The organism is Pseudomonas sp. GW823-FHT02F05, assembly GCF_058797315.1.
On sequence record NZ_JBXAJM010000017.1, the window covers coordinates 151,808 to 170,169 of the forward strand.

General features: G+C 61.3%; 14 protein-coding genes. 10 read left to right on the plus strand and 4 right to left on the minus strand.

All coding sequences use genetic code 11. The features are described 5' to 3' along the window. The first annotated feature begins 159 nt into the window (after window positions 1-159). The 8 genes from betA to yccS all read left to right on the plus strand — a co-directional run bounded on the left by betA (window position 160) and on the right by yccS (window position 12,710). On the plus strand, window positions 160-1,863 hold the full coding sequence (gene betA / locus AC1RAC_RS20635; protein WP_054898187.1) for a choline dehydrogenase: 1,704 nt from the start codon (window positions 160-162) through the stop codon (window positions 1,861-1,863). Between the two features lie 219 nt (window positions 1,864-2,082). Continuing rightward, window positions 2,083-3,525: a TldD/PmbA family protein gene (locus AC1RAC_RS20640; protein WP_054922362.1), complete on the plus strand. Its 1,443-nt coding sequence runs from the start codon at window positions 2,083-2,085 to the stop codon at window positions 3,523-3,525. Next, a complete protein-coding gene (locus tag AC1RAC_RS20645; RefSeq protein WP_054898185.1) occupies window positions 3,525-4,841 on the plus strand; it encodes a TldD/PmbA family protein in 1,317 nt (438 codons plus the stop codon). The genes AC1RAC_RS20640 and AC1RAC_RS20645 overlap by 1 nt, the downstream gene beginning before the upstream one ends. A gap of 264 nt (window positions 4,842-5,105) precedes the next feature. Next, window positions 5,106-5,996: an alpha/beta fold hydrolase gene (locus AC1RAC_RS20650; RefSeq protein ID WP_034128899.1), complete on the plus strand. Its 891-nt coding sequence runs from the start codon at window positions 5,106-5,108 to the stop codon at window positions 5,994-5,996. Window positions 5,997-6,032: 36 nt separating this feature from the next. Then, window positions 6,033-7,460: a multidrug transporter subunit MdtD gene (gene mdtD, locus AC1RAC_RS20655; RefSeq protein WP_034128900.1), complete on the plus strand. Its 1,428-nt coding sequence runs from the start codon at window positions 6,033-6,035 to the stop codon at window positions 7,458-7,460. A gap of 197 nt (window positions 7,461-7,657) precedes the next feature. Beyond that, on the plus strand, window positions 7,658-8,995 hold the full coding sequence (gene dbpA / locus AC1RAC_RS20660; RefSeq protein ID WP_229999345.1) for an ATP-dependent RNA helicase DbpA: 1,338 nt from the start codon (window positions 7,658-7,660) through the stop codon (window positions 8,993-8,995). Between the two features lie 145 nt (window positions 8,996-9,140). After that, window positions 9,141-10,319, plus strand: a complete 1,179-nt coding sequence (locus tag AC1RAC_RS20665) for a BaiN/RdsA family NAD(P)/FAD-dependent oxidoreductase (protein WP_034129071.1) — start codon at window positions 9,141-9,143, stop codon at window positions 10,317-10,319. A gap of 207 nt (window positions 10,320-10,526) precedes the next feature. Next, window positions 10,527-12,710: a YccS family putative transporter gene (gene yccS / locus AC1RAC_RS20670; RefSeq protein ID WP_034128901.1), complete on the plus strand. Its 2,184-nt coding sequence runs from the start codon at window positions 10,527-10,529 to the stop codon at window positions 12,708-12,710. 107 nt (window positions 12,711-12,817) lie between these two features. On the opposite strand, the gene AC1RAC_RS20675 is transcribed toward yccS, so the two are convergent. Further along, window positions 12,818-13,555: a substrate-binding periplasmic protein gene (locus AC1RAC_RS20675; RefSeq protein WP_054898183.1), complete on the minus strand. Its 738-nt coding sequence runs from the start codon at window positions 13,553-13,555 to the stop codon at window positions 12,818-12,820. A 197-nt stretch (window positions 13,556-13,752) separates the two neighbouring features. On the opposite strand from AC1RAC_RS20675, the gene AC1RAC_RS20680 reads away from it, so the two are divergent. After that, complete coding sequence (locus AC1RAC_RS20680; RefSeq protein ID WP_054898182.1) at window positions 13,753-14,205, plus strand: GNAT family N-acetyltransferase; 453 nt, start codon at window positions 13,753-13,755, stop codon at window positions 14,203-14,205. Between the two features lie 88 nt (window positions 14,206-14,293). Here the strand turns inward: AC1RAC_RS20680 and AC1RAC_RS20685 are convergent, their stop codons facing one another. From AC1RAC_RS20685 to AC1RAC_RS20695, 3 genes are read right to left on the minus strand one after another with little or no spacing between them, the layout of a single operon-like run. Continuing rightward, window positions 14,294-14,590 (minus strand): winged helix-turn-helix domain-containing protein, encoded by a 297-nt coding sequence (locus tag AC1RAC_RS20685; RefSeq protein WP_014720272.1) that lies wholly within the window; start codon window positions 14,588-14,590, stop codon window positions 14,294-14,296. 17 nt (window positions 14,591-14,607) lie between these two features. Continuing rightward, the gene (locus tag AC1RAC_RS20690; RefSeq protein ID WP_034128904.1) at window positions 14,608-15,108 is read right to left on the minus strand and encodes a M48 metallopeptidase family protein; all 501 of its coding nucleotides are present in this window, start codon (window positions 15,106-15,108) and stop codon (window positions 14,608-14,610) included. Between the two features lie 42 nt (window positions 15,109-15,150). Beyond that, window positions 15,151-17,256, minus strand: coding sequence for a putative bifunctional diguanylate cyclase/phosphodiesterase (locus tag AC1RAC_RS20695; RefSeq protein WP_492616940.1), 2,106 nt, complete (start codon window positions 17,254-17,256; stop codon window positions 15,151-15,153). 312 nt (window positions 17,257-17,568) lie between these two features. On the opposite strand from AC1RAC_RS20695, the gene AC1RAC_RS20700 reads away from it, so the two are divergent. After that, complete coding sequence (locus AC1RAC_RS20700) at window positions 17,569-18,234, plus strand: polysaccharide lyase family 7 protein (protein ID WP_492616941.1); 666 nt, start codon at window positions 17,569-17,571, stop codon at window positions 18,232-18,234. Window positions 18,235-18,362 lie beyond the last annotated feature (128 nt).

The following is an 18,362-nucleotide window of genomic DNA, read 5'->3' on the forward strand; positions in this document are numbered from 1 at the left end:
GGAGCTTGCTCCCGCTGGGCTGCGAAGCAGCCCCATTCCAGACCCAGTAGTTCTTTCAGACAGAACTCGAGCGCTGATTTTGCGACTGCTGCGCAGTCGAACGGGAGCAAGCTCCCTCGCCACAAAAGCAGCCTGAACCCATTTTACGAGGGTACATTCATGTCCCAAGAATACGATTACATCATTGTGGGTGCCGGCTCTGCCGGTAACACCCTGGCGACCCGTCTGACCGAAGACGAAGGCGTCACTGTTTTGCTGCTGGAGGCCGGTGGCCCGGACTACCGCCTCGACTTCCGCACCCAGATGCCAGCCGCCCTGGCTTTCCCGCTGCAAGGCCGCCGCTACAACTGGGCCTACGAAACCGATCCAGAGCCACACATGGACGGCCGCCGGATGGAATGCGGGCGCGGCAAGGGCCTGGGTGGTTCTTCCCTGATCAACGGCATGTGCTACATCCGCGGCAACGCCATGGACTACGACAACTGGTCGAAGCTGCCGGGCCTGGAAGACTGGACCTACCTGGACTGCCTGCCGTATTTCCGCAAAGCCGAAACCCGCGACATCGGCCCCAACGATTGGCACGGTGGCGACGGCCCGGTCAGCGTGACCACGCCGAAAGCGGGCAACAACCCGCTGTTCCACGCCATGGTTGAAGCGGGCGTACAGGCCGGTTACCCACGTACCGAAGATTTGAACGGCTACCAGCAAGAAGGCTTCGGCCCGATGGACCGTACTGTCACGCCGAACGGCCGTCGCGCCAGCACCGCACGCGGCTACCTGGACACGGCTAAAAAGCGCTCGACCCTGACCATCGTCACCCATGCCCTCACCGACAAAGTCTTGTTCGAAGGCAAGCGTGCGGTCGGCGTGCGTTACCTGATCGGCGCTGCCGAAGAACGCGTTGAAGCCCGTGCGCGCAAAGAAGTGCTGGTGTGCAGTGGCGCAATCGCTTCGCCGCAACTGCTGCAACGCTCCGGTGTCGGCCCGGCCAAACTGCTGGAAAGCCTCGACATCCCGGTGGTTCACGACCTGCCTGGCGTGGGTGAAAACCTGCAGGACCACCTTGAGCTGTACCTGCAATACGCGTGCACCCAGCCAGTGTCGCTGTACCCCTCGCTGCTCTGGTACAACCAGCCGGCCATTGGTGCCGAATGGCTGTTCAACGGCACCGGCATCGGCGCCAGCAACCAGTTCGAAGCGGGCGGTTTTATCCGTACCCGTGAAGAGTTCGAGTGGCCAAACATCCAGTACCACTTCCTGCCGGTGGCGATTAACTACAACGGCAGCAACGGTGTGAAAGAGCACGGTTTCCAGGCGCACATGGGCTCCATGCGTTCGCCAAGCCGTGGCCGTATCCAGCTGAAGTCGAAGAACCCACGGGACTACCCGAGCATCCTCTTCAACTACATGGCCACCGAGCAGGACTGGCAGGAGTTCCGCGATGGCATCCGCCTGACCCGTGAAATCATGCAGCAGCCGGCACTGGACCCGTACCGTGGCCGCGAAATCAGCCCCGGCATTGAAGTGCAAACCGATGAACAGTTGGACAAGTTCATCCGCGAGCACGCCGAGACCGCGTTCCACCCGTCCTGCTCGTGCAAGATGGGCACCGACGAGATGGCCGTAGTCGATGGCGAAGGCCGCGTGCATGGCATGCAGGGCTTGCGTGTGGTCGATGCCTCGATCATGCCGATCATCACCACCGGCAACCTGAACGCGCCAACGATCATGATCGCCGAGAAAATCGCCGACAAGATCCGTGGCCGCAAGCCACTGCCGCGCAGCACCGCTGACTACTACGTAGCAGGCGATGCGCCGGTGCGTGGCAAGCCTATGCGTGAAGTAGGGCCATTGGCGCAGTAACCGAAACACCCCAGTGATTGATCGTTCCCACGCTCCGCGTGGGAACGCATCCTGTGATGCTCTGCGTCACGCCCTTCAAGAGCGGACGCAGAGCGTCCAGGGTGGCATTCCCACGCAGAGCGTGGGAACGATCACACAACAAAACCTCCCTTGATCAGCTCCCCGCCCAGGCCTACTCTGTTCGCCTGCCCGCGCCGAGCCGCCCACAAGGAAGGCCCCATGTTCGAACACCACGCCACGCTCAAGAAACACTTCGGTGCCCTGCGCACCACCGCCGAATTTTTCTCCCTGCGCTACGTGCGCGAATCCGGTCAGTACCTGTCAGTACGCAAGAACGTCGCCGAGCCGCCTCACCTGGGCCATGACGAAGGCGCCATGCTTACCGTGCGTCTCAACGGCGTGGAAGCCTACGCCGCGACCAACGACATTTCCCTTGCCGGCCTGCAAGCCGCCCTTGAGCGCGCTGAACAGCAAGCCCGGTTGATCAAGCCTCACGCCCTGCTCGACCTGCACCAGCAGCCAGTGTCCAGCGACGTCGCCGACTACCTGTCGCCCGACCTCGACCAGCCCTTCCCATCCCTGAGCGACTGCTACCAATTGCTCGGCGATGAGTCCGCCGCCGTGCCCAAGGATGAGCGCCTGGTGAGCTGGGAAGTCAGCCTGGGGACCACGCGGGTTGAACAGATCTATCTCAACAGCGCCGGCGCGCAATTGCGTCAGGCCCAGCGCTTTGTCTTTCCGGGCCTGAGTGTGACCGCCTTCGACGGCAACGACAGCCAGACCCGTACCCTGGGCGGTACCAACTTCGGCCAGCAAGGCAGTGCCGGGGTGATCCAGCGTTTTGGCCTGGTGGGCGCCGCCCGCAAGGTGGCCGACGAAGCCCTGCAATTGCTGCTCGCACCGAATACGCCCCACGGCCCGCGTGACCTGCTGCTGATGCCCGACCAAATGATCCTGCAGATCCACGAGTCGATCGGTCATCCGCTGGAGCTGGATCGCATCCTTGGTGACGAGCGCAATTACGCCGGCACCAGTTTTGTGAAAGCCAGCGACTTCGGCCACCTGCAATATGGCTCACCGCTGCTCAACGTCACCTTCGACCCGGACATCCCCGAACAGCTTGCCAGCTACGCTCATGACGACGACGGCACGCCTGCCAGCAAGCAATTTCTGATTCGCGAAGGCCTGCTGCTCAAGCCCTTGGGCGGGGCCTTATCGCAATTTCGCGCCAACCTGCCAGGCGTCGCCAACAGCCGCGCCTGCAGCTGGAACCGTGCCCCCATCGACCGCATGGCCAACCTGAATATCGAGCCTGGGGATAAAAGCCTCGCGCAATTGGTGGGCGGCATTGAGAGCGGCATCCTGATGTCGACCAACCGTTCGTGGTCCATCGACGATGCGCGCAACAAGTTCCAGTTCGGCTGCGAGTGGGGCCAGTTGATCGAAAACGGCGAACTCAAGGGCGTGGTGAAGAACCCCAACTACCGGGCGATTTCCGCGCAGTTCTGGCGCAAGCTCAGCGCGGTAGGCGACGCCAGCACCTTCAAGGTCTTGGGCACGCCGAACTGCGGCAAGGGCGAACCCAACCAGGTGATCCGTGTCGGCCATGCGTCGCCGGCCTGTGTATTCAGCAATGTCGATGTATTTGGGGGAGATGCCTGATGAACCACTTCAAGGCTCTGGTGGATTGGCTCAAGCAGGCGGTCACCGATCAAGAACAATTTCACCTCGGCTACGCGGATGAGGCGTCCGAGTTCGTGCGCTTCAACCATGCGCAGGTACGCCAGGCCGGCCAGGTACAGCAGGCCAGCCTGAACCTCAAGCTGATCAACGATGGGCGCCACGCCGATCTGGGTATCACCCTGTCGGGCGAGGCGCAGCTGGATCGTCAACGCCTGGCGAATGGCCTGCAACAATTGCGCGAGACCTTGCCGCTGTTGCCGCCTGACCCGTACCTGCTGCTGAACCCCGACGCCTGGCACAGCCATAACGAACAGCTGCGCCCGCTGCCGGAACTGGCCCAAGTGCTGGACGACATCAGCCAGGCCGCCGATGGCGTGGACCTGGTTGGCTTCTACGCCGCCGGCCCGATCAGCCGTGGTTTCGCCAGCTCATCGGGGGCGTTCGGCTGGCACCGGGCTAACAGCTTCAATTTCGACTTCAGCCTGTTCCACGCCAATGGCGAAGCGGTAAAAGCCAGCTACGCCGGGCACACCTGGAACAGCGCCGAATTCGCCGCCCGTTTCCAACAGGCCCGTGAGCAACTGGCGTTTCTCGGTCGCCCGCTCCACACCCTGGCGCCCGGCCAGTACCGCGCCTACCTGGCGCCGGCAGCGCTGGAAGAAATCATCAGCATCATCACCTGGGGTGGTTTTTCGGCCCAGGCCATCGCGAGCAAAGGCAGTTCGTTGCAACGCCTGTACGCGGGTGATCAGTCATTGAGCCCGCTGGTGACGGTGGATGAGCAGATCAGCGGCTCCCTGAGCCAGGCGTTTTCCACTGAAGGCTACCCGCGCAAGGATGTCACCCTGATCAACGCAGGCAAGGCCGAGGGCCAGTTGGTCAACTCGCGCAGCGCCGCCGAATACGGCTTGAGCACCAACGGCGCCAGCAGCGACGAGTCGCCCAGCGCCCTGCAAATGGCGGCCGGCAGCCTGGCCCAGGCCGATATTCTCAAGCAGTTGGGCACCGGTCTGTATATCAGCAACCTCTGGTACCTGAACTACTCCGACCTGCCGGCAGCGCGCCTGACCGGTATGACGCGCTTTGCGACCTTCTGGGTGGAAAACGGCGAGATCAAGGCGCCGGTCAGCACCATGCGCTTTGATGACAGTGTCTATCAGTTGCTCGGTTCGCAATTGGAAGCGCTGACCGCTGATCGGGAGCTGCTGTTGTCGGCCAGTACCTATGACCAGCGCAACACCGCTTCCAACCTGTTGCCAGGCGCTTTGGTAAACCGTTTGACGCTGACTTTATAAACTGTAGGAGCGAGCTTGCTCGCGAAGAACGTACAGACACCGCGGGCTGGCTGTCAGCGCTGCGTTATCGTTGTCGTTTTTCGCGAGCAAGCTCGCTCCTACAGTTCAATAACCTGCGCTGCGACGAAACTTCTATCCCGCCTACTTTGGCCGTTCGGCATGTTGTCGCTCTGCTTATTCCTCGTTATAACGGTTAATGGCTTCTCGCCACCCCTGCCCACGAGAGCATAACCTTGCCCGGGAAAGGCAAGCTGGAGCGTTGACATGAACCATGGAAGTTTCGTCATAGAAAAACTGTACAAGCACTACAACGTTCACGTAGAGCAACTGGGTAACGACCCGCATAGAAAAACCGTACTGATGGTCAATGGCGCGTTGTCCACCACACGCTCCTTTGCCCGCACCAGCAAATGCCTGGCCGAGCACTTCAATGTGCTGCTGTTCGACTTGCCATTCTCTGGCTTGTCACGCGAGCACAACACCGAACTCGACCTGGTCACCAAGGACGACGAGGTGCAAATCCTGCGTGCCTTGGTAGCGCGCTTTGCGGTCAACCATCTGGTTTCGGCCTCATGGGGCGGCATCTCCACGCTGTTGACCCTGGCGCACAACCCGCCCTCCATCGAAAGCTCGGTGGTGATGGCCCTGGCGCCCAACCTCAACCAGGCGATGCTGGAATATGTCGAGCGCGTGCGTGTGCTGATCGAGGCCGATGACAAGTCGGCGGTCGGCCATCTGCTCAACGAAACGGTTGGCAAATACCTGTCGCCGCGCCTCAAGCGCAATAACCATCGACACCTGTCGACCATGGCCACCACCGAATACCGCCAGGCGCGCTTTCATATCCATCAGGTGCTGGGCTTGGGCGATGGCAACTACTTGCCGGCACTGCGGCAGATTGAAACACCGGTGCACTTTCTCAACGGCGCGCTGGACGAATACACGCCGGCCGACGAAGCCCAGCTGTTCAAACACTACGTAGGCCGCAGCAGCTTTGCGGTGGCCGAACACACCGGCCATCTGCTGGACCTGGAGTCCCGCGAAGCCGCGCTGGCAGTGCATCGGGCGTTGCTGGATTTCCTGGTGGGCGAGCATGTGACATTGTCAGATATAGACGAACCGCCAGTGGGAAAAGCGGCGACGGATGGCGCATAATCGCCAACACATAGCCTGCTAATTAAAAGGGATCCCATGCCGAATCGTGCCCCTCTCGATGCCAAGACCGCCCGCTGGCTCCCCTGGGTGGTAGCGATTGCCTTCTTCATGCAGTCGCTGGACGGGACGATTCTCAACACCGCGCTACCGGCCATGGCGCAGGACCTCGCGGAAAACCCGCTGCGCATGCAAGGCGTGGTGATCGCCTACATGCTCACCGTTGCCTTGCTGATTCCGGCGTCGGGCTGGATCGCTGACCGCTTTGGCACCAAGAAGATTTTCTTTGGTGCGATCATGCTGTTCAGCATCGGGTCGCTGCTGTGTGCGCTGTCCAGTAGCTTGAGCATGCTGGTGGGCGCACGGGTGATCCAGGGCCTGGGCGGTGCGCTGATGCTGCCGGTCGGACGGCTGGTGGTACTGCGGGCTTATCCGCGCTCCGAGTTGGTGCGGATCATGGGCTTCATCACCATTCCCGGCCTGCTTGGCCCCTTGCTTGGCCCGACAATGGGCGGCTGGATGGTGCAATACCTGACCTGGCACTGGATCTTCCTGATCAACCTGCCGGTGGGCATGATCGGCTGCTACGCCGTGTGGAAATTCATCCCCGACCTGCGCGGCAGCGAGCGCACGCGCTTCGACGGCCTGGGCTTTCTGCTGTTCGGCGCGGCGATGGTGCTGATCACCATCGCCATGGAAGGCCTGGGCGAACTGCACCTGCCGCATCTGCGCGTGATATTGCTGCTGTTCGGCGGGTTTGCCTGCCTGGCGGCGTACTGGCTGCGCGCCGGGCATATCGATAACCCGCTGTTCTCGCCGGTGCTGTTCAAGACGCGCACCTTTGCCGTGGGGATTCTGGGCAATCTGTTTGCGCGCCTGGGCAGCGGCGCATTGCCGTTCCTGGTACCGCTGCTGCTGCAGGTGGCGCTGGGCTATTCGCCGTCGGAAGCCGGCATGAGCATGTTGCCACTGGCGGCGGCGGCGATGTTCGCCAAGTCCATCGCACGCCCGCTTATCGAGCGCCTCGGCTACCGCATCGTCCTGACCGGCAACACCCTGGCCCTGGGCCTGATGCTGGCGAGCATGGGCCTGGTCAGCGAACAAACGCCCTACCCGCTGCTGTTGGCCATGCTGGCGGTACTGGGGGCCATCAACTCCCTGCAATTTACCGCCATGAACACTGTCACCCTGATCGACCTCGACGACGCCCAGGCCAGCAGTGGCAACAGTTTGCTGTCGGTGGTGGCGCAATTGTCCCTGAGCCTGGGCGTGGCCTGTGCCGGCGCATTGCTCGGCGGCTTTACCGCCGAAGCCGGCAATGACGGGGTCAATACCGTGCTGGGCGCCTTCCAACTGACCTTCCTCACCGTGGGCCTCATGGCGATGCTGGCAGCGGCGATCTTCCTGCAGCTGTCGCCCAAGGACGGCAAACGGGTGGTCAGCCGCGAGCACGATATCGAGCATTGAAGCAGCTGCAAGCTTCAAGTTGTAAGCCTCAAGCTTGCGGCTTGCAGCTGATAATTTGCCGCGCCCCCCTACTCCTCGTCGAGAACATACAAAGAAACCCAAGGGGGCCTGTTACACTGCGCGACATTTTGTTTTGCAGAGCCAGTCCCGTGACTACCATCGCCACCGCTTTTAATACTTTGCCCCTGTCCGCCGCCATGCTGGCTAACCTCGACTCGCTGGGTTACGTCGAGATGACGCAGATCCAGGCGCAAAGCTTGCCGGTGATCCTCAAAGGGCTGGACCTCATTGCCCAGGCCAAGACCGGCAGCGGCAAGACTGCCGCATTCGGCATCGGCCTGCTGAACCCGATCAACCCGCGCTACTTCGGGTGCCAGGCGCTGGTGATGTGCCCGACCCGCGAACTGGCCGACCAGGTCGCCAAGGAAATCCGTCGCCTGGCCCGTGCCGAAGACAACATCAAGGTGCTGACCCTGTGCGGCGGCGTGTCCCTCGGCCCACAGATTGCTTCCCTGGAGCACGGCGCCCACGTCATCGTCGGTACCCCGGGCCGCATCCAGCAGCACCTGCGTAAAGGTTCGCTGGTGCTGGACGGCTTGAACACCCTGATCCTCGACGAAGCCGACCGCATGCTCGACATGGGCTTCTACGACGCCATCGAAGACATCATCAGCAAGACCCCACCGCGCCGCCAGACCCTGCTGTTCTCGGCCACTTACCCGGTGAGCATCAAGCAACTGGCCTCCAAGTTCATGCGTGCGCCTCAGCAAGTGAAAGCCGAAGCGTTCCACTCCGACGACCAGATCGAACAACGCTTCTACGAGATCTCCCCGGAAGAGCGCATGGACGCCGTGACCAAGGTGCTGGCGCACTTCCGCCCGGCCTCCTGCGTGGCGTTCTGCTTTACCAAGCAGCAAGTGCAGGAAACCGTCGACCACCTGACCTCCAAAGGCATTTCCGCCGTTGGCCTGCATGGTGACCTGGAACAGCGCGACCGTGACCAGGTACTGGCGATGTTTGCCAACCGCAGCACCTCGGTGCTGGTGGCCACCGACGTCGCCGCCCGAGGCCTGGACATCGACGCCCTGGACATGGTGATCAACGTCGAACTGGCCCGCGACTCGGAAATTCACATCCACCGTGTAGGCCGTACCGGCCGTGCCGGTGAGACCGGCATCGCCATCAGCCTGGTGGCGCCGTCCGAAGCCCACCGCGCCCAGGCCATCGAGCAACTGCAGAAGTCGCCGCTGAATTGGGACCAACTGGACAACCTCAAGCCGCAAAGCGGTGGCCCGTTGCTGCCGCAGATGAGCACCCTGTGCATCGCCGCCGGGCGTAAAGACAAGGTTCGCCCAGGCGACATCCTCGGTGCATTGACCGGTGAAGCCGGCATTCCGGGTGCCCAGGTCGGCAAGATCGCGATCTTTGACTTCCAGGCTTTCGTGGCCGTGGAACGCGGCATCGCCAAGCAGGCGTTGCAGCGTTTGAATGACGGCAAGATCAAAGGTCGTTCGCTGCGCGTGCGGATCCTGTAACAACATAGTGACTGCAAGGACCGAATCACTGTGGGAGCTGGCTTGCCTGCGATAGCGACGGTGAATCCACTACCGCCATCGCAGGCAAGCCAGCTCCCACAGTGTTGATTGCATTTCAAATCAATAGTTTTGTGAGGACATGGCTGTGCGCTCGACCGAAGTTGTGATCATTGGCGCCGGCGCCGCAGGCTTGATGTGCGCGCTGACCGCCGCCGGGCGTGGGCGCAAGGTGATGTTGATCGACCACGCCAACAAGGCCGGCAAGAAAATCCTGATGTCCGGTGGCGGCCGCTGCAACTTCACCAACATGTACACCGAGCCGGCCAACTTCCTCTCGCACAACGCGCACTTCTGCAAATCCGCCCTGGCCCGCTATACCCAGTGGGATTTCATCGGGCTGGTGGCCAAGCACGGCGTGCCGTACCACGAGAAGAAACTCGGCCAGCTGTTCTGCGACAACAAGTCCAGCGACATCCTCGGCATGCTGCTCGACGAGTGCATCCAGACCGGCGTGAGCCTGCACCTGGACACTTCCATCGAGGCAATCGCCAAGCTCGAAAGCGGCTATCAACTGCAAACCACCTTGGGTGAGCTGCGCTGTGAATCCCTGGTGATCGCCACGGGCGGTTTGTCGATCCCGACGCTGGGCGCCACCGGTTTCGGCTACCAAGTGGCCAGGCAATTCGGCCATGAACTGCTGCCGACCCGCGCCGGGCTGGTGCCGTTCACCATCACCGACCAGCTCAAGGAGTTGTGCGGCGAGTTGTCCGGCACCTCGGTCGACTGCCTGGTGAGCTGCAACGGCCAGAGCTTTCGCGAGAATATCCTGTTCACCCATCGAGGCCTGAGCGGGCCGGCGATTTTGCAGATTTCCTCGTATTGGCACTCCGGCGACACGGTAGAAATCAACCTGCTGCCCGACCACGACGCCCATGCCTGGCTGCAACAGCAACAGGCCGAACACCCCAACAGCGAATTGAAAACCCTGTTGGGTGAGATCTTCACCAAGAAGATGGCCAACCTGCTGGCCCAAAGCTGGTTCGAATCCAAGCCTATGAAGCAGTACACCCACGCTGAAATTGCCGATATCGCGCAAAAGCTGGGGAGCTGGCAACTGGTACCGGCCGGCACCGAGGGTTATCGCACCGCCGAGGTAACATTGGGCGGGGTGGATACGCGGGAAGTGTCCTCCAAGACCATGGAATCGCTGAAAAGCCCCGGCCTGTACTTTATCGGCGAAGTGCTGGACGTGACCGGCCACCTGGGCGGGTTCAACTTCCAGTGGGCGTGGGCCTCGGGCTACGCGGCCGCGCAATACGCCTGACGTGCACCTTGAGATGCAATCCCCTGTGGGAGCTGGCTTGCCTGCGATAGCGGCAGTGAATCCCACATCGTCATCGCAGGCATGCCCGCTCCCACATTGGTTTTGCAGTGATACTGAAAATTTTGCTATCCGATGTGATCGCTACGCTTGCCGTGGCGTCATTACTGGCTCAATTTAGCGACAACGTCCCGGAAGACTCCAGACTTCATGTCATCGACCTCGTTCAAGCAGTCCATGCGGCGCCTGTGGGCGCTGGATAAATTCAGCTACAGCGTACGGGTGTTCATCGCCCTCACCGGCAGCATGGCGTTGTGTTGGTACCAGGATGAAATGACGCTGCTGATCCCGCTCTTCCTGGGGATTATCGCCAGCGCCCTGGCCGAGACCGATGACAGCTGGCAAGGCCGCCTCAACGCGCTGGCGGTGACACTGGTGTGTTTCAGCATTGCCGCGCTGTCGGTGGAGCTGCTGTTCCCTTACCCCTGGATATTTGCCATCGCCCTGGCCCTGGCCAGTTTCGGCCTGACCATGCTCGGCGCGCTGGGCGAACGCTATGGCGCGATTGCTTCGGCCACCTTGATTCTGTCGGTCTACACCATGATCGGCGTGGACCAGCGCGGTGGCGCCGTCACGGATTTCTGGCATGAGCCGCTGCTGCTGGTGGCCGGTGCCGCCTGGTACGGTGTGTTGTCCGTACTATGGCAGGCGCTGTTTTCCAACCAGCCGGTGCAGCAGAGCCTGGCGCGATTGTTCCGCGAGCTGGGGCGTTACCTCAAGCTCAAGTCATCGTTGTTCGAACCGATCCGGCAGCTGGACGTGGAAGCGCGGCGCCTGGAATTGGCCCAGCAAAATGGCCGGGTAGTGGCTGCGCTGAATGCCGCGAAGGAAATCATCCTGCACCGCGTCGGCAATGGGCGACCGGGCTCGAAGGTCAGCCGCTACCTGAAACTGTACTTCCTGGCCCAGGACATCCACGAGCGCGCCAGTTCCTCCCACTACCCCTACAACGCCCTCACTGAAGCCTTCTTCCATAGCGATGTGCTGTTTCGCTGCCAGCGCTTGCTGCGCCAGCAAGGCAAGGCGTGCCAGACCCTGGCCGAGTCGATCCAACTGCGCCAACCGTTCATCTATGACGACAGTTTTGCCCAGGCCCTGGGCGACCTCAACGCGTCCCTGGAGCATCTGCGCATCCAGAGCAACCCGGCCTGGCGCGGCCTGCTGCGTTCATTGCGCGCCTTGGCGGCCAACCTGTCCACACTCGACCGCCTGCTGGGCGACGCCAGCAATCCCGATGCCCTGGCGGACGCCACCGACAGTAACCTGTTGGACCGCGCCCCGCGCAACCTCAAGGAAATGTGGACGCGCCTGCGCACCCAACTCACACCCACCTCGCTGCTGTTTCGCCATGCCCTGCGCCTGTCCCTGGCGTTGACCGTCGGCTACGCCACCCTGCACGCTATCCACGCGTCCCAGGGTTACTGGATCATCCTCACCACACTGTTCGTCTGCCAACCGAGCTACGGCGCCACCCGGCGCAAGCTCGGCCAGCGGATTATCGGCACCGCCATCGGCCTCACCGTGGCCTGGGCGCTGTTCGATCTGTTCCCCAACCCGGTGGTGCAGTCGATGTTCGCTATCGCCGCGGGCCTGGTGTTCTTTATCAACCGCACCACCCGCTACACCCTGGCGACGGCGGCGATCACGCTGATGGTGCTGTTCTGCTTCAACCAGGTGGGTGATGGCTACGGGCTGTTCCTGCCACGCCTGTTCGATACCTTGCTCGGCAGCCTGATCGCTGGCCTGGCGGTATTCCTGTTCCTGCCGGACTGGCAAGGCCGGCGCTTGAACAAAGTGCTGGCCAACACCCTGACCTGCAACAGCATCTACCTGCGCCAGATCATGCAGCAATACGCCGCCGGCAAGAGCGACGACCTGGCTTACCGCCTGGCCCGCCGCAACGCGCACAACGCCGACGCCGCGTTGTCCACCACCCTGGCCAATATGCTGATGGAGCCGGGGCACTTTCGTAAGGAAGCCGACGTGGGTTTTCGGTTCCTGGTGCTGTCTCACACCTTGCTCAGCTATTTGTCGGGGTTGGGTGCGCACCGCGATACTCAGTTACCGGCCGACGTGCGCGAGCACTTGATCGAAGGCGCGGGCAACAGCCTGGCGGCGAGTATCGATGAGATTGCTACGGGCCTGGCCAACAAACAGTCGATTGCGATCCAGAGTGATGCCGAGGAGGGGTTGGCAGCCGAGCTGGAGCAAATGCCCGATGAGATCGATGAGGCGCAGCGGTTGGTGCAGACGCAGTTGGCGTTGATCTGCCGGCAGTTGGGGCCGTTGCGTACGTTGGCGGCGCATCTGATCAAGGATACCGGTGCGGCTTAGACCCCTATCGCAGGCAAGCCAGTTCCCACATTTGACCGAGTTCCAACATAAGAATGCGGGCAAAATGTGGGGGCCCGGCTTGCCCCGCGATGAGGCCCGCAAGCACGCTACATCCCATGCGCCTTCATCAAGCGCGCATAACTGCCATCAGCCTTCATCCTGGCAATCTCCCGATCAAAGCTGGCGACAATCTGCGCATGCTCGGGGTTCTTCAAACTGACCAGAATGTGCAGGCTGTTCTCGCTCAACGGCTTGCCCACAAACGCCACCGCATTGCGCACCCGCGGCGACTCCCGAGCCAGGTAATAACGCGCTACGTATTCGTCCTCCAGCGTCAACCGCACACGCCGCGCAGCGAGCATGCGCACCGCCATGGCGAAGTTGTGCACGGGTACTTTCTGTAGCTGGGAGTCTTGATCGAACGCCGCCGAGTAAGCGTAACCGCGTACCACGGCGATGGTCTCGTCGCGCAGTCGGGCCAGACTGTGATAAACAATGTCATCGTCGCTGCGCTTGAGAAAGCGCACACGGTTAAGCAGGTACTCAGCAGAAAACTGGCCAAACTGCGTGCGGGCCTCGTCGTACCAGGCGTTGATCAGCACATCGTAGCGCCCATCGCCCACGCCCTTGAGCGCACGGGCCCAGGGCACCTGCTCAAAGTCACTGGCGTACCCCGCACGGGCCAGGGCCGTGCTGACGATATCCGTGGCCAAACCGCCATTGATCAAGGTGGCATCGGTGAAGGGCGGCCAGCCATCCGCCACCAGACGCAGACGCTGTGCCAGCACCGGCTGGGCCAGCAGCAGCACTGCGATCAAAGCAACGGCACGAGTCAATCTCGGCATGCTCAAAGTCCTTGGCGGGCAGGCGGTGGCCTGATAACAGTAGCTCATCAATGAGCCTGCATTGCAGATTACACAAAGCAGCCAGCAGCGCACGCACTCAATGATGGCAAATTGACGCTATTCACAGATTTGCCAATTTTAGACAGCAGCGCCCGCCGCGCTTACTATCCAGGCACGTCTTTACAAGAGCACACATCATGACGGTTGATTGGATTTGCAAACATCACGACGACTTGGGCAAGGACCAGCTGTATGCCGTCCTGCGCTTGCGCAGCGAGGTATTCGTCGTCGAGCAGAAATGCGCGTATCAGGACATCGACGGGCAGGACCTGGCGGGTGACACCCATCACCTGATGGCCTGGCAAGATAATGAGCTATTGGCTTACCTGCGCCTGCTGGACCCGGAGTCCCAGGGCGGCGATGTGGTGATTGGTCGCGTCATCGTTTCGCCAGCGGCACGGGGCACCGGACTGGGGCATCACATGATGGAGGAGGCGCTTGAGCGCATTGAGGATATCTGGCCGCAAACGCCGATTTTTCTCTCGGCCCAGGCGCATTTGCAGGGGTATTACGGGCGATATGGGTTTGTGGTGGCGGGTGAGGAATACCTGGAAGATGATATTCCACATATTGGTATGCGGCGCATCTGAGGGCGCCATCGCAGGCAAGCCAGCTCCCACACTGGACTGTGGGAGCCGGGCTTGCCCGCGATAGCGTCAGTCCTGCCTAAGCCGACCTTCAGGGATAGCCCAACACCTGCTTGATCGACGCCAGATTAGCCTCGATCCACCCCCGATCAATCGCCCCCCAGTCCCGAATCCGATAGCGCCCGGCATGGTGACGCGCACCGTCCTCCTGCTCGAACTCACACACAATATCCAGGTCGGCCAACGCCGCAATGGTGTCCTGGGCGGTACGCCGAGGCATGCCGGTGGCCTCGGTCAGCGCCGGGACGCTGCTGGCCAGTTGGCTGTCGATCAAGTACGCCACGTACAGGCGGCGGTAGAAGCTGCTTTTGGTCTTGCTCACATCCATGGTCAGTCGCCTTGGGGTTAGGGCTTGCCCTGCAAATCGCGCCAGGTGAGGTACACACGCAGGTCGAATTCCACCTGATGGTAGCCCGGCATCATGTATTGGCAGAGTTTATAGAACGCCTTGTTGTGGTCCGATTCCTTGAAGTGCGCCAGCTCGTGCACCACGATCATGCGCAGAAACTCCGGGGCCGCCTCCTTGAACAGCGAAGCGATGCGGATCTCTTTCTTGGACTTGAGATTACCGCCCTGCACCCGAGAAATCGTGGTGTGCAAACCCAAGGCACGATGGGTCAGGTCCAGGCGGTTGTCGAACAGCACTTTGTCGATAGACGGCGCGTTGCGCAGGTGCTCCTGCTTCAAGGCCAGGGCGTAGGCGTACAGGGCCTTGTCGCTCTGCACCGCATGGCGTTCGGGGTAACGCTGGTCCAGGTAAGCCCCTAACTGGTCCTTGGCGATCAGCTGGCGCACTTGCTCCTGGAGCGCGGCGGGGTATGCCTGGAGGTATTTCAACGCGGTCATGGGCTCTGCAACGCAATTGGGACGGGCGCCAGTGTAGCGAATTCAAAGCGCGCGAGGGTACGACCAGCCGGCAACGTCCTCGGCCATCAACGGCAGCGCCGCCCACGGCCCCTGGATATGGGCGCAGCCATTGGCCTTGAGCCACTGGGTTTGCTCAAGGGTCTCCACGCCTTCGGCGATCACCAGCACACCAAAATGCTCACACAATTGGATGATGCTGCGCGCCATCGCCGCATCCCGCACAGAGCCAGGCAGGCGCGCCACCAGTTGAGGGTCAAGCTTGAGGGTGTCGAACGCCAAGTCGCGCAAATGGGCCAGGGAGCACTGGCCGCAGCCAAAATCGTCCAGGGCAATCCGCACCCCTATCCGGCGCAGTAACTGGAGTTGCTTGGTGGACTCGGCGAGATTGCTCATCAAGCAGTCTTCGCCGATTTCCACCTCCAGTTGTCGCGCCTGTAACCCATGTCGCTCCAGCATCTGCTGCAGTTGGTTGGCCAGGTTGGGCATGTTGAACTGGCTGCTGCTCAGGCTCACGCTCAACACCAGTTCGGGGTCGAAGGTGGCTTGCCAGGCCTGGCGCTGGGCGGCGACTTGCTGGTAGATCCAGGCACTCAACTGGTTGATCAACCGCGCCTCTTCCAGCAGTGGCAAGAACAGGCCCGGCGGCACATCGCCGACGCTGGGATGCTGCCAACGCAACAGCGCTTCGACGCCACGCAAACGCCCGTCTTCCAGGCTGACCTGAGGCTGGTACACCAAGGTGAAATCCTTGTTGGCAATGGCGGTACGCACACTGTCTTCCAGCATCAACCGCGAGCGGGCGCGGCCGTTCATTTCCTGGTCGTAGTAACGATACTGCTGACGGCCGGCGCGCTTGGCTTCGTACATGGCAATGTCCGCGGCCCGTAGCAGGCCGCTCAAGTCCGAGCCGCAATCCGGGAACGTCGCGATGCCAATACTGACCCCAAGCATCACCTCCAGACCATCGACCTGCTGGCACACCGATACGCGCTCAATGAGCTTTTCCGCGATCTTCGCGGCCTGCTCGGGAAACTCCAGCTCCAGCAACGCGGTGAATTCATCACCGCCCATGCGCCCGAGAATGTCGTAGGAACGCAGGCATGCTTGCATCTGCTCCGAAACCCAACGCAGCACGCGATCCCCGGCGTCATGGCCCAACGTATCGTTGACCCGCTTGAAGCCATCCAGGTCCAGGTACAGCAATACCAGCGCCTGCTTGCTACGTTCGCTGCGCAGCAACGTATTCTCCATCGCCTGATGGAAACCGCGCCGGTTCAGCAGCCCGGTCAGCGGGTCGGTCACGGCCTGGAATTCCAGTTGCTGATGCAGGTGACGCACTTCAGACATGTCCAGCACCGTCACCACCATTGCCTTCTGCTCCGCAGGCAAAGGCGCGCAGGACAACGCTACCGGCACTTGCTGGCCCCGACCGGTGCGCAAAATGGCATCGTGTTGGCGCCACGTCTCGCCCCTGCGATACGCCTCGTACATGGGAAAGCCCAACCAGGCTGGCACATGGGGCTTTTGCAGGAAACTGAGGAAACTTTCGCCTTGCAACTCAGCCATCGTTGCATTCAACAGCCGGGAAATGGCCGGGTTGGCGTACTCGATCACACTGTTTTCGCTCACCACCAGAATGCCCTCGGCGGCGTTATCCAGCACCGAGGCATTAAAAGCTCGGGCCAATTCCAGGTCATGGCTCAGGCGCTGCAAGGCACGGCGATTGCGCTGGTGCTCGAGCAACGCCTGCACCTTGGGCTTGAGGATGTGCGGGTCAAAGGGCTTGAACAGGTAGTCGATCGCCCCACTGGCGTAGCCTTCCAGCACCGCGTCGGGCGAATGGGCGGTGGCCGTCAGAAAGATAATCGGCGTCATGCGCGTACGCTGGCTGCCACGCATCAGGCGCGCCACCTCGAAACCGTCCATGCCCGGCATGCGCACGTCCAGCAGCACCAGGTCGACGTCATGGGCCAGCAGTAACTCCAAGGCTTCCAGGCCAGACGCGGCGGTTATCACCCGCCAGTCGTCACGCTGCAACAGCGCACGCATGCTGACGAGGTTTTCCGGGTAGTCATCGACCACCAACAGAACCGAAATTGCATCGTCGTGTTGTGGAGCGCCATCCATGCTACGTCTCTTCCTTAGGGAGCTGCACCGGTCACTTTTGCTACCAAGGCCGGATAAACACTGAGGGCTCACTCTAGCCGCGCGGCCAAAAAAGCAGAAGTGACGTGGGTGCCCTCATTGTGCCAAAGGCCAGGAAGCCGACTAACGGTAAGGCCCTGTAGCCCGCGGTTCACGGGCGACATGGCTTTTTGACATTTAGCTGACGCCAATAAATTGCCAGCAATTGTTTAACAATCTCACCAGCACGGCCTATAAAGAACCTGGAAGGCCCTTTGGGCCAATGCCTACACCCTCTGTAAAAAGGCCAACACCATGATCGACCTTTCCACCTGGAACCTGAGCATTCCGGTCGGCTCCCCACCCACGACCATTGAAACGCCAAGGCTGCTGAGCGGCTTCAACGATCAATACTTCCAGGCCGAAGGCAGCGATGTGCAGTTCTGGACACCTGTGACGGGCTCGCGCACCGAAAACGCCATCTACCCACGCAGCGAATTGCGTGAAACCTACGCCGACGGCCGCCTGCGTAACTGGACCTACCCCGAAGCCGACAACTTCCTGCGCGCCACCCTCACCGTCAACCAGGTGCCCTCCTCCGGCAAGATCGTGATCGGCCAGATCCACGCCTACGACAGCCAGAAACCGTTGATCAAGCTGGAGTACCAATTCAAGGAGAAAACCCAGACCGGCAACATCGTCGCCAAAGTGCGCATGCGCCCGGACGAGGCCGAAAGCCAGGTGATCATCGTCGCCTCCAATGTGCCACTGCAGAAGAGCTTCACCTACGTGATCAACCTCAACAAAGCCGGGCTGCTGAGCGTGTATGCCGCTGACAGTGAGTGGAATGAACGGATTGGCGCGGCATGGGGCGACAAGCCGTTGTACTTCAAGGCGGGGGTGTATGTGCAGGACAATACGGGCGACACCAATGATGGTGCGCGGGTGACGTTTGCGAAATTGGATATTGATCACGAGTGAATCGTCCCGTGAGACACAGGATTTTTCCCCGATAAACCCAAAGTCTTAAACACACCGTTGCACCCTGTGGGAGCCGGGCTTGCCCGCGATGGCGGCGTATCAGCCAATATCCTCGGCGCCTGACACAC

What these genes read in the sequence shown, in the direction of transcription:
- betA (WP_054898187.1), top strand. Translation starts at nt 160, where the DNA reads ATGTCCCAAGAATACGATTACATCATTGTGGGTGCCGGCTCTGCCGGT.
- AC1RAC_RS20640 (WP_054922362.1), top strand. Translation starts at nt 2,083, where the DNA reads ATGTTCGAACACCACGCCACGCTCAAGAAACACTTCGGTGCCCTGCGC.
- AC1RAC_RS20645 (WP_054898185.1), top strand. Translation starts at nt 3,525, where the DNA reads ATGAACCACTTCAAGGCTCTGGTGGATTGGCTCAAGCAGGCGGTCACC.
- AC1RAC_RS20650 (WP_034128899.1), top strand. Translation starts at nt 5,106, where the DNA reads ATGAACCATGGAAGTTTCGTCATAGAAAAACTGTACAAGCACTACAAC.
- mdtD (WP_034128900.1), top strand. Translation starts at nt 6,033, where the DNA reads ATGCCGAATCGTGCCCCTCTCGATGCCAAGACCGCCCGCTGGCTCCCC.
- dbpA (WP_229999345.1), top strand. Translation starts at nt 7,658, where the DNA reads ATGCTGGCTAACCTCGACTCGCTGGGTTACGTCGAGATGACGCAGATC.
- yccS (WP_034128901.1), top strand. Translation starts at nt 10,527, where the DNA reads ATGTCATCGACCTCGTTCAAGCAGTCCATGCGGCGCCTGTGGGCGCTG.
- AC1RAC_RS20675 (WP_054898183.1), bottom strand. Translation starts at nt 13,555, where the DNA reads ATGCCGAGATTGACTCGTGCCGTTGCTTTGATCGCAGTGCTGCTGCTG.
- AC1RAC_RS20680 (WP_054898182.1), top strand. Translation starts at nt 13,753, where the DNA reads ATGACGGTTGATTGGATTTGCAAACATCACGACGACTTGGGCAAGGAC.
- AC1RAC_RS20685 (WP_014720272.1), bottom strand. Translation starts at nt 14,590, where the DNA reads ATGGATGTGAGCAAGACCAAAAGCAGCTTCTACCGCCGCCTGTACGTG.
- AC1RAC_RS20690 (WP_034128904.1), bottom strand. Translation starts at nt 15,108, where the DNA reads ATGACCGCGTTGAAATACCTCCAGGCATACCCCGCCGCGCTCCAGGAG.
- AC1RAC_RS20695 (WP_492616940.1), bottom strand. Translation starts at nt 17,256, where the DNA reads ATGGATGGCGCTCCACAACACGACGATGCAATTTCGGTTCTGTTGGTG.
- AC1RAC_RS20700 (WP_492616941.1), top strand. Translation starts at nt 17,569, where the DNA reads ATGATCGACCTTTCCACCTGGAACCTGAGCATTCCGGTCGGCTCCCCA.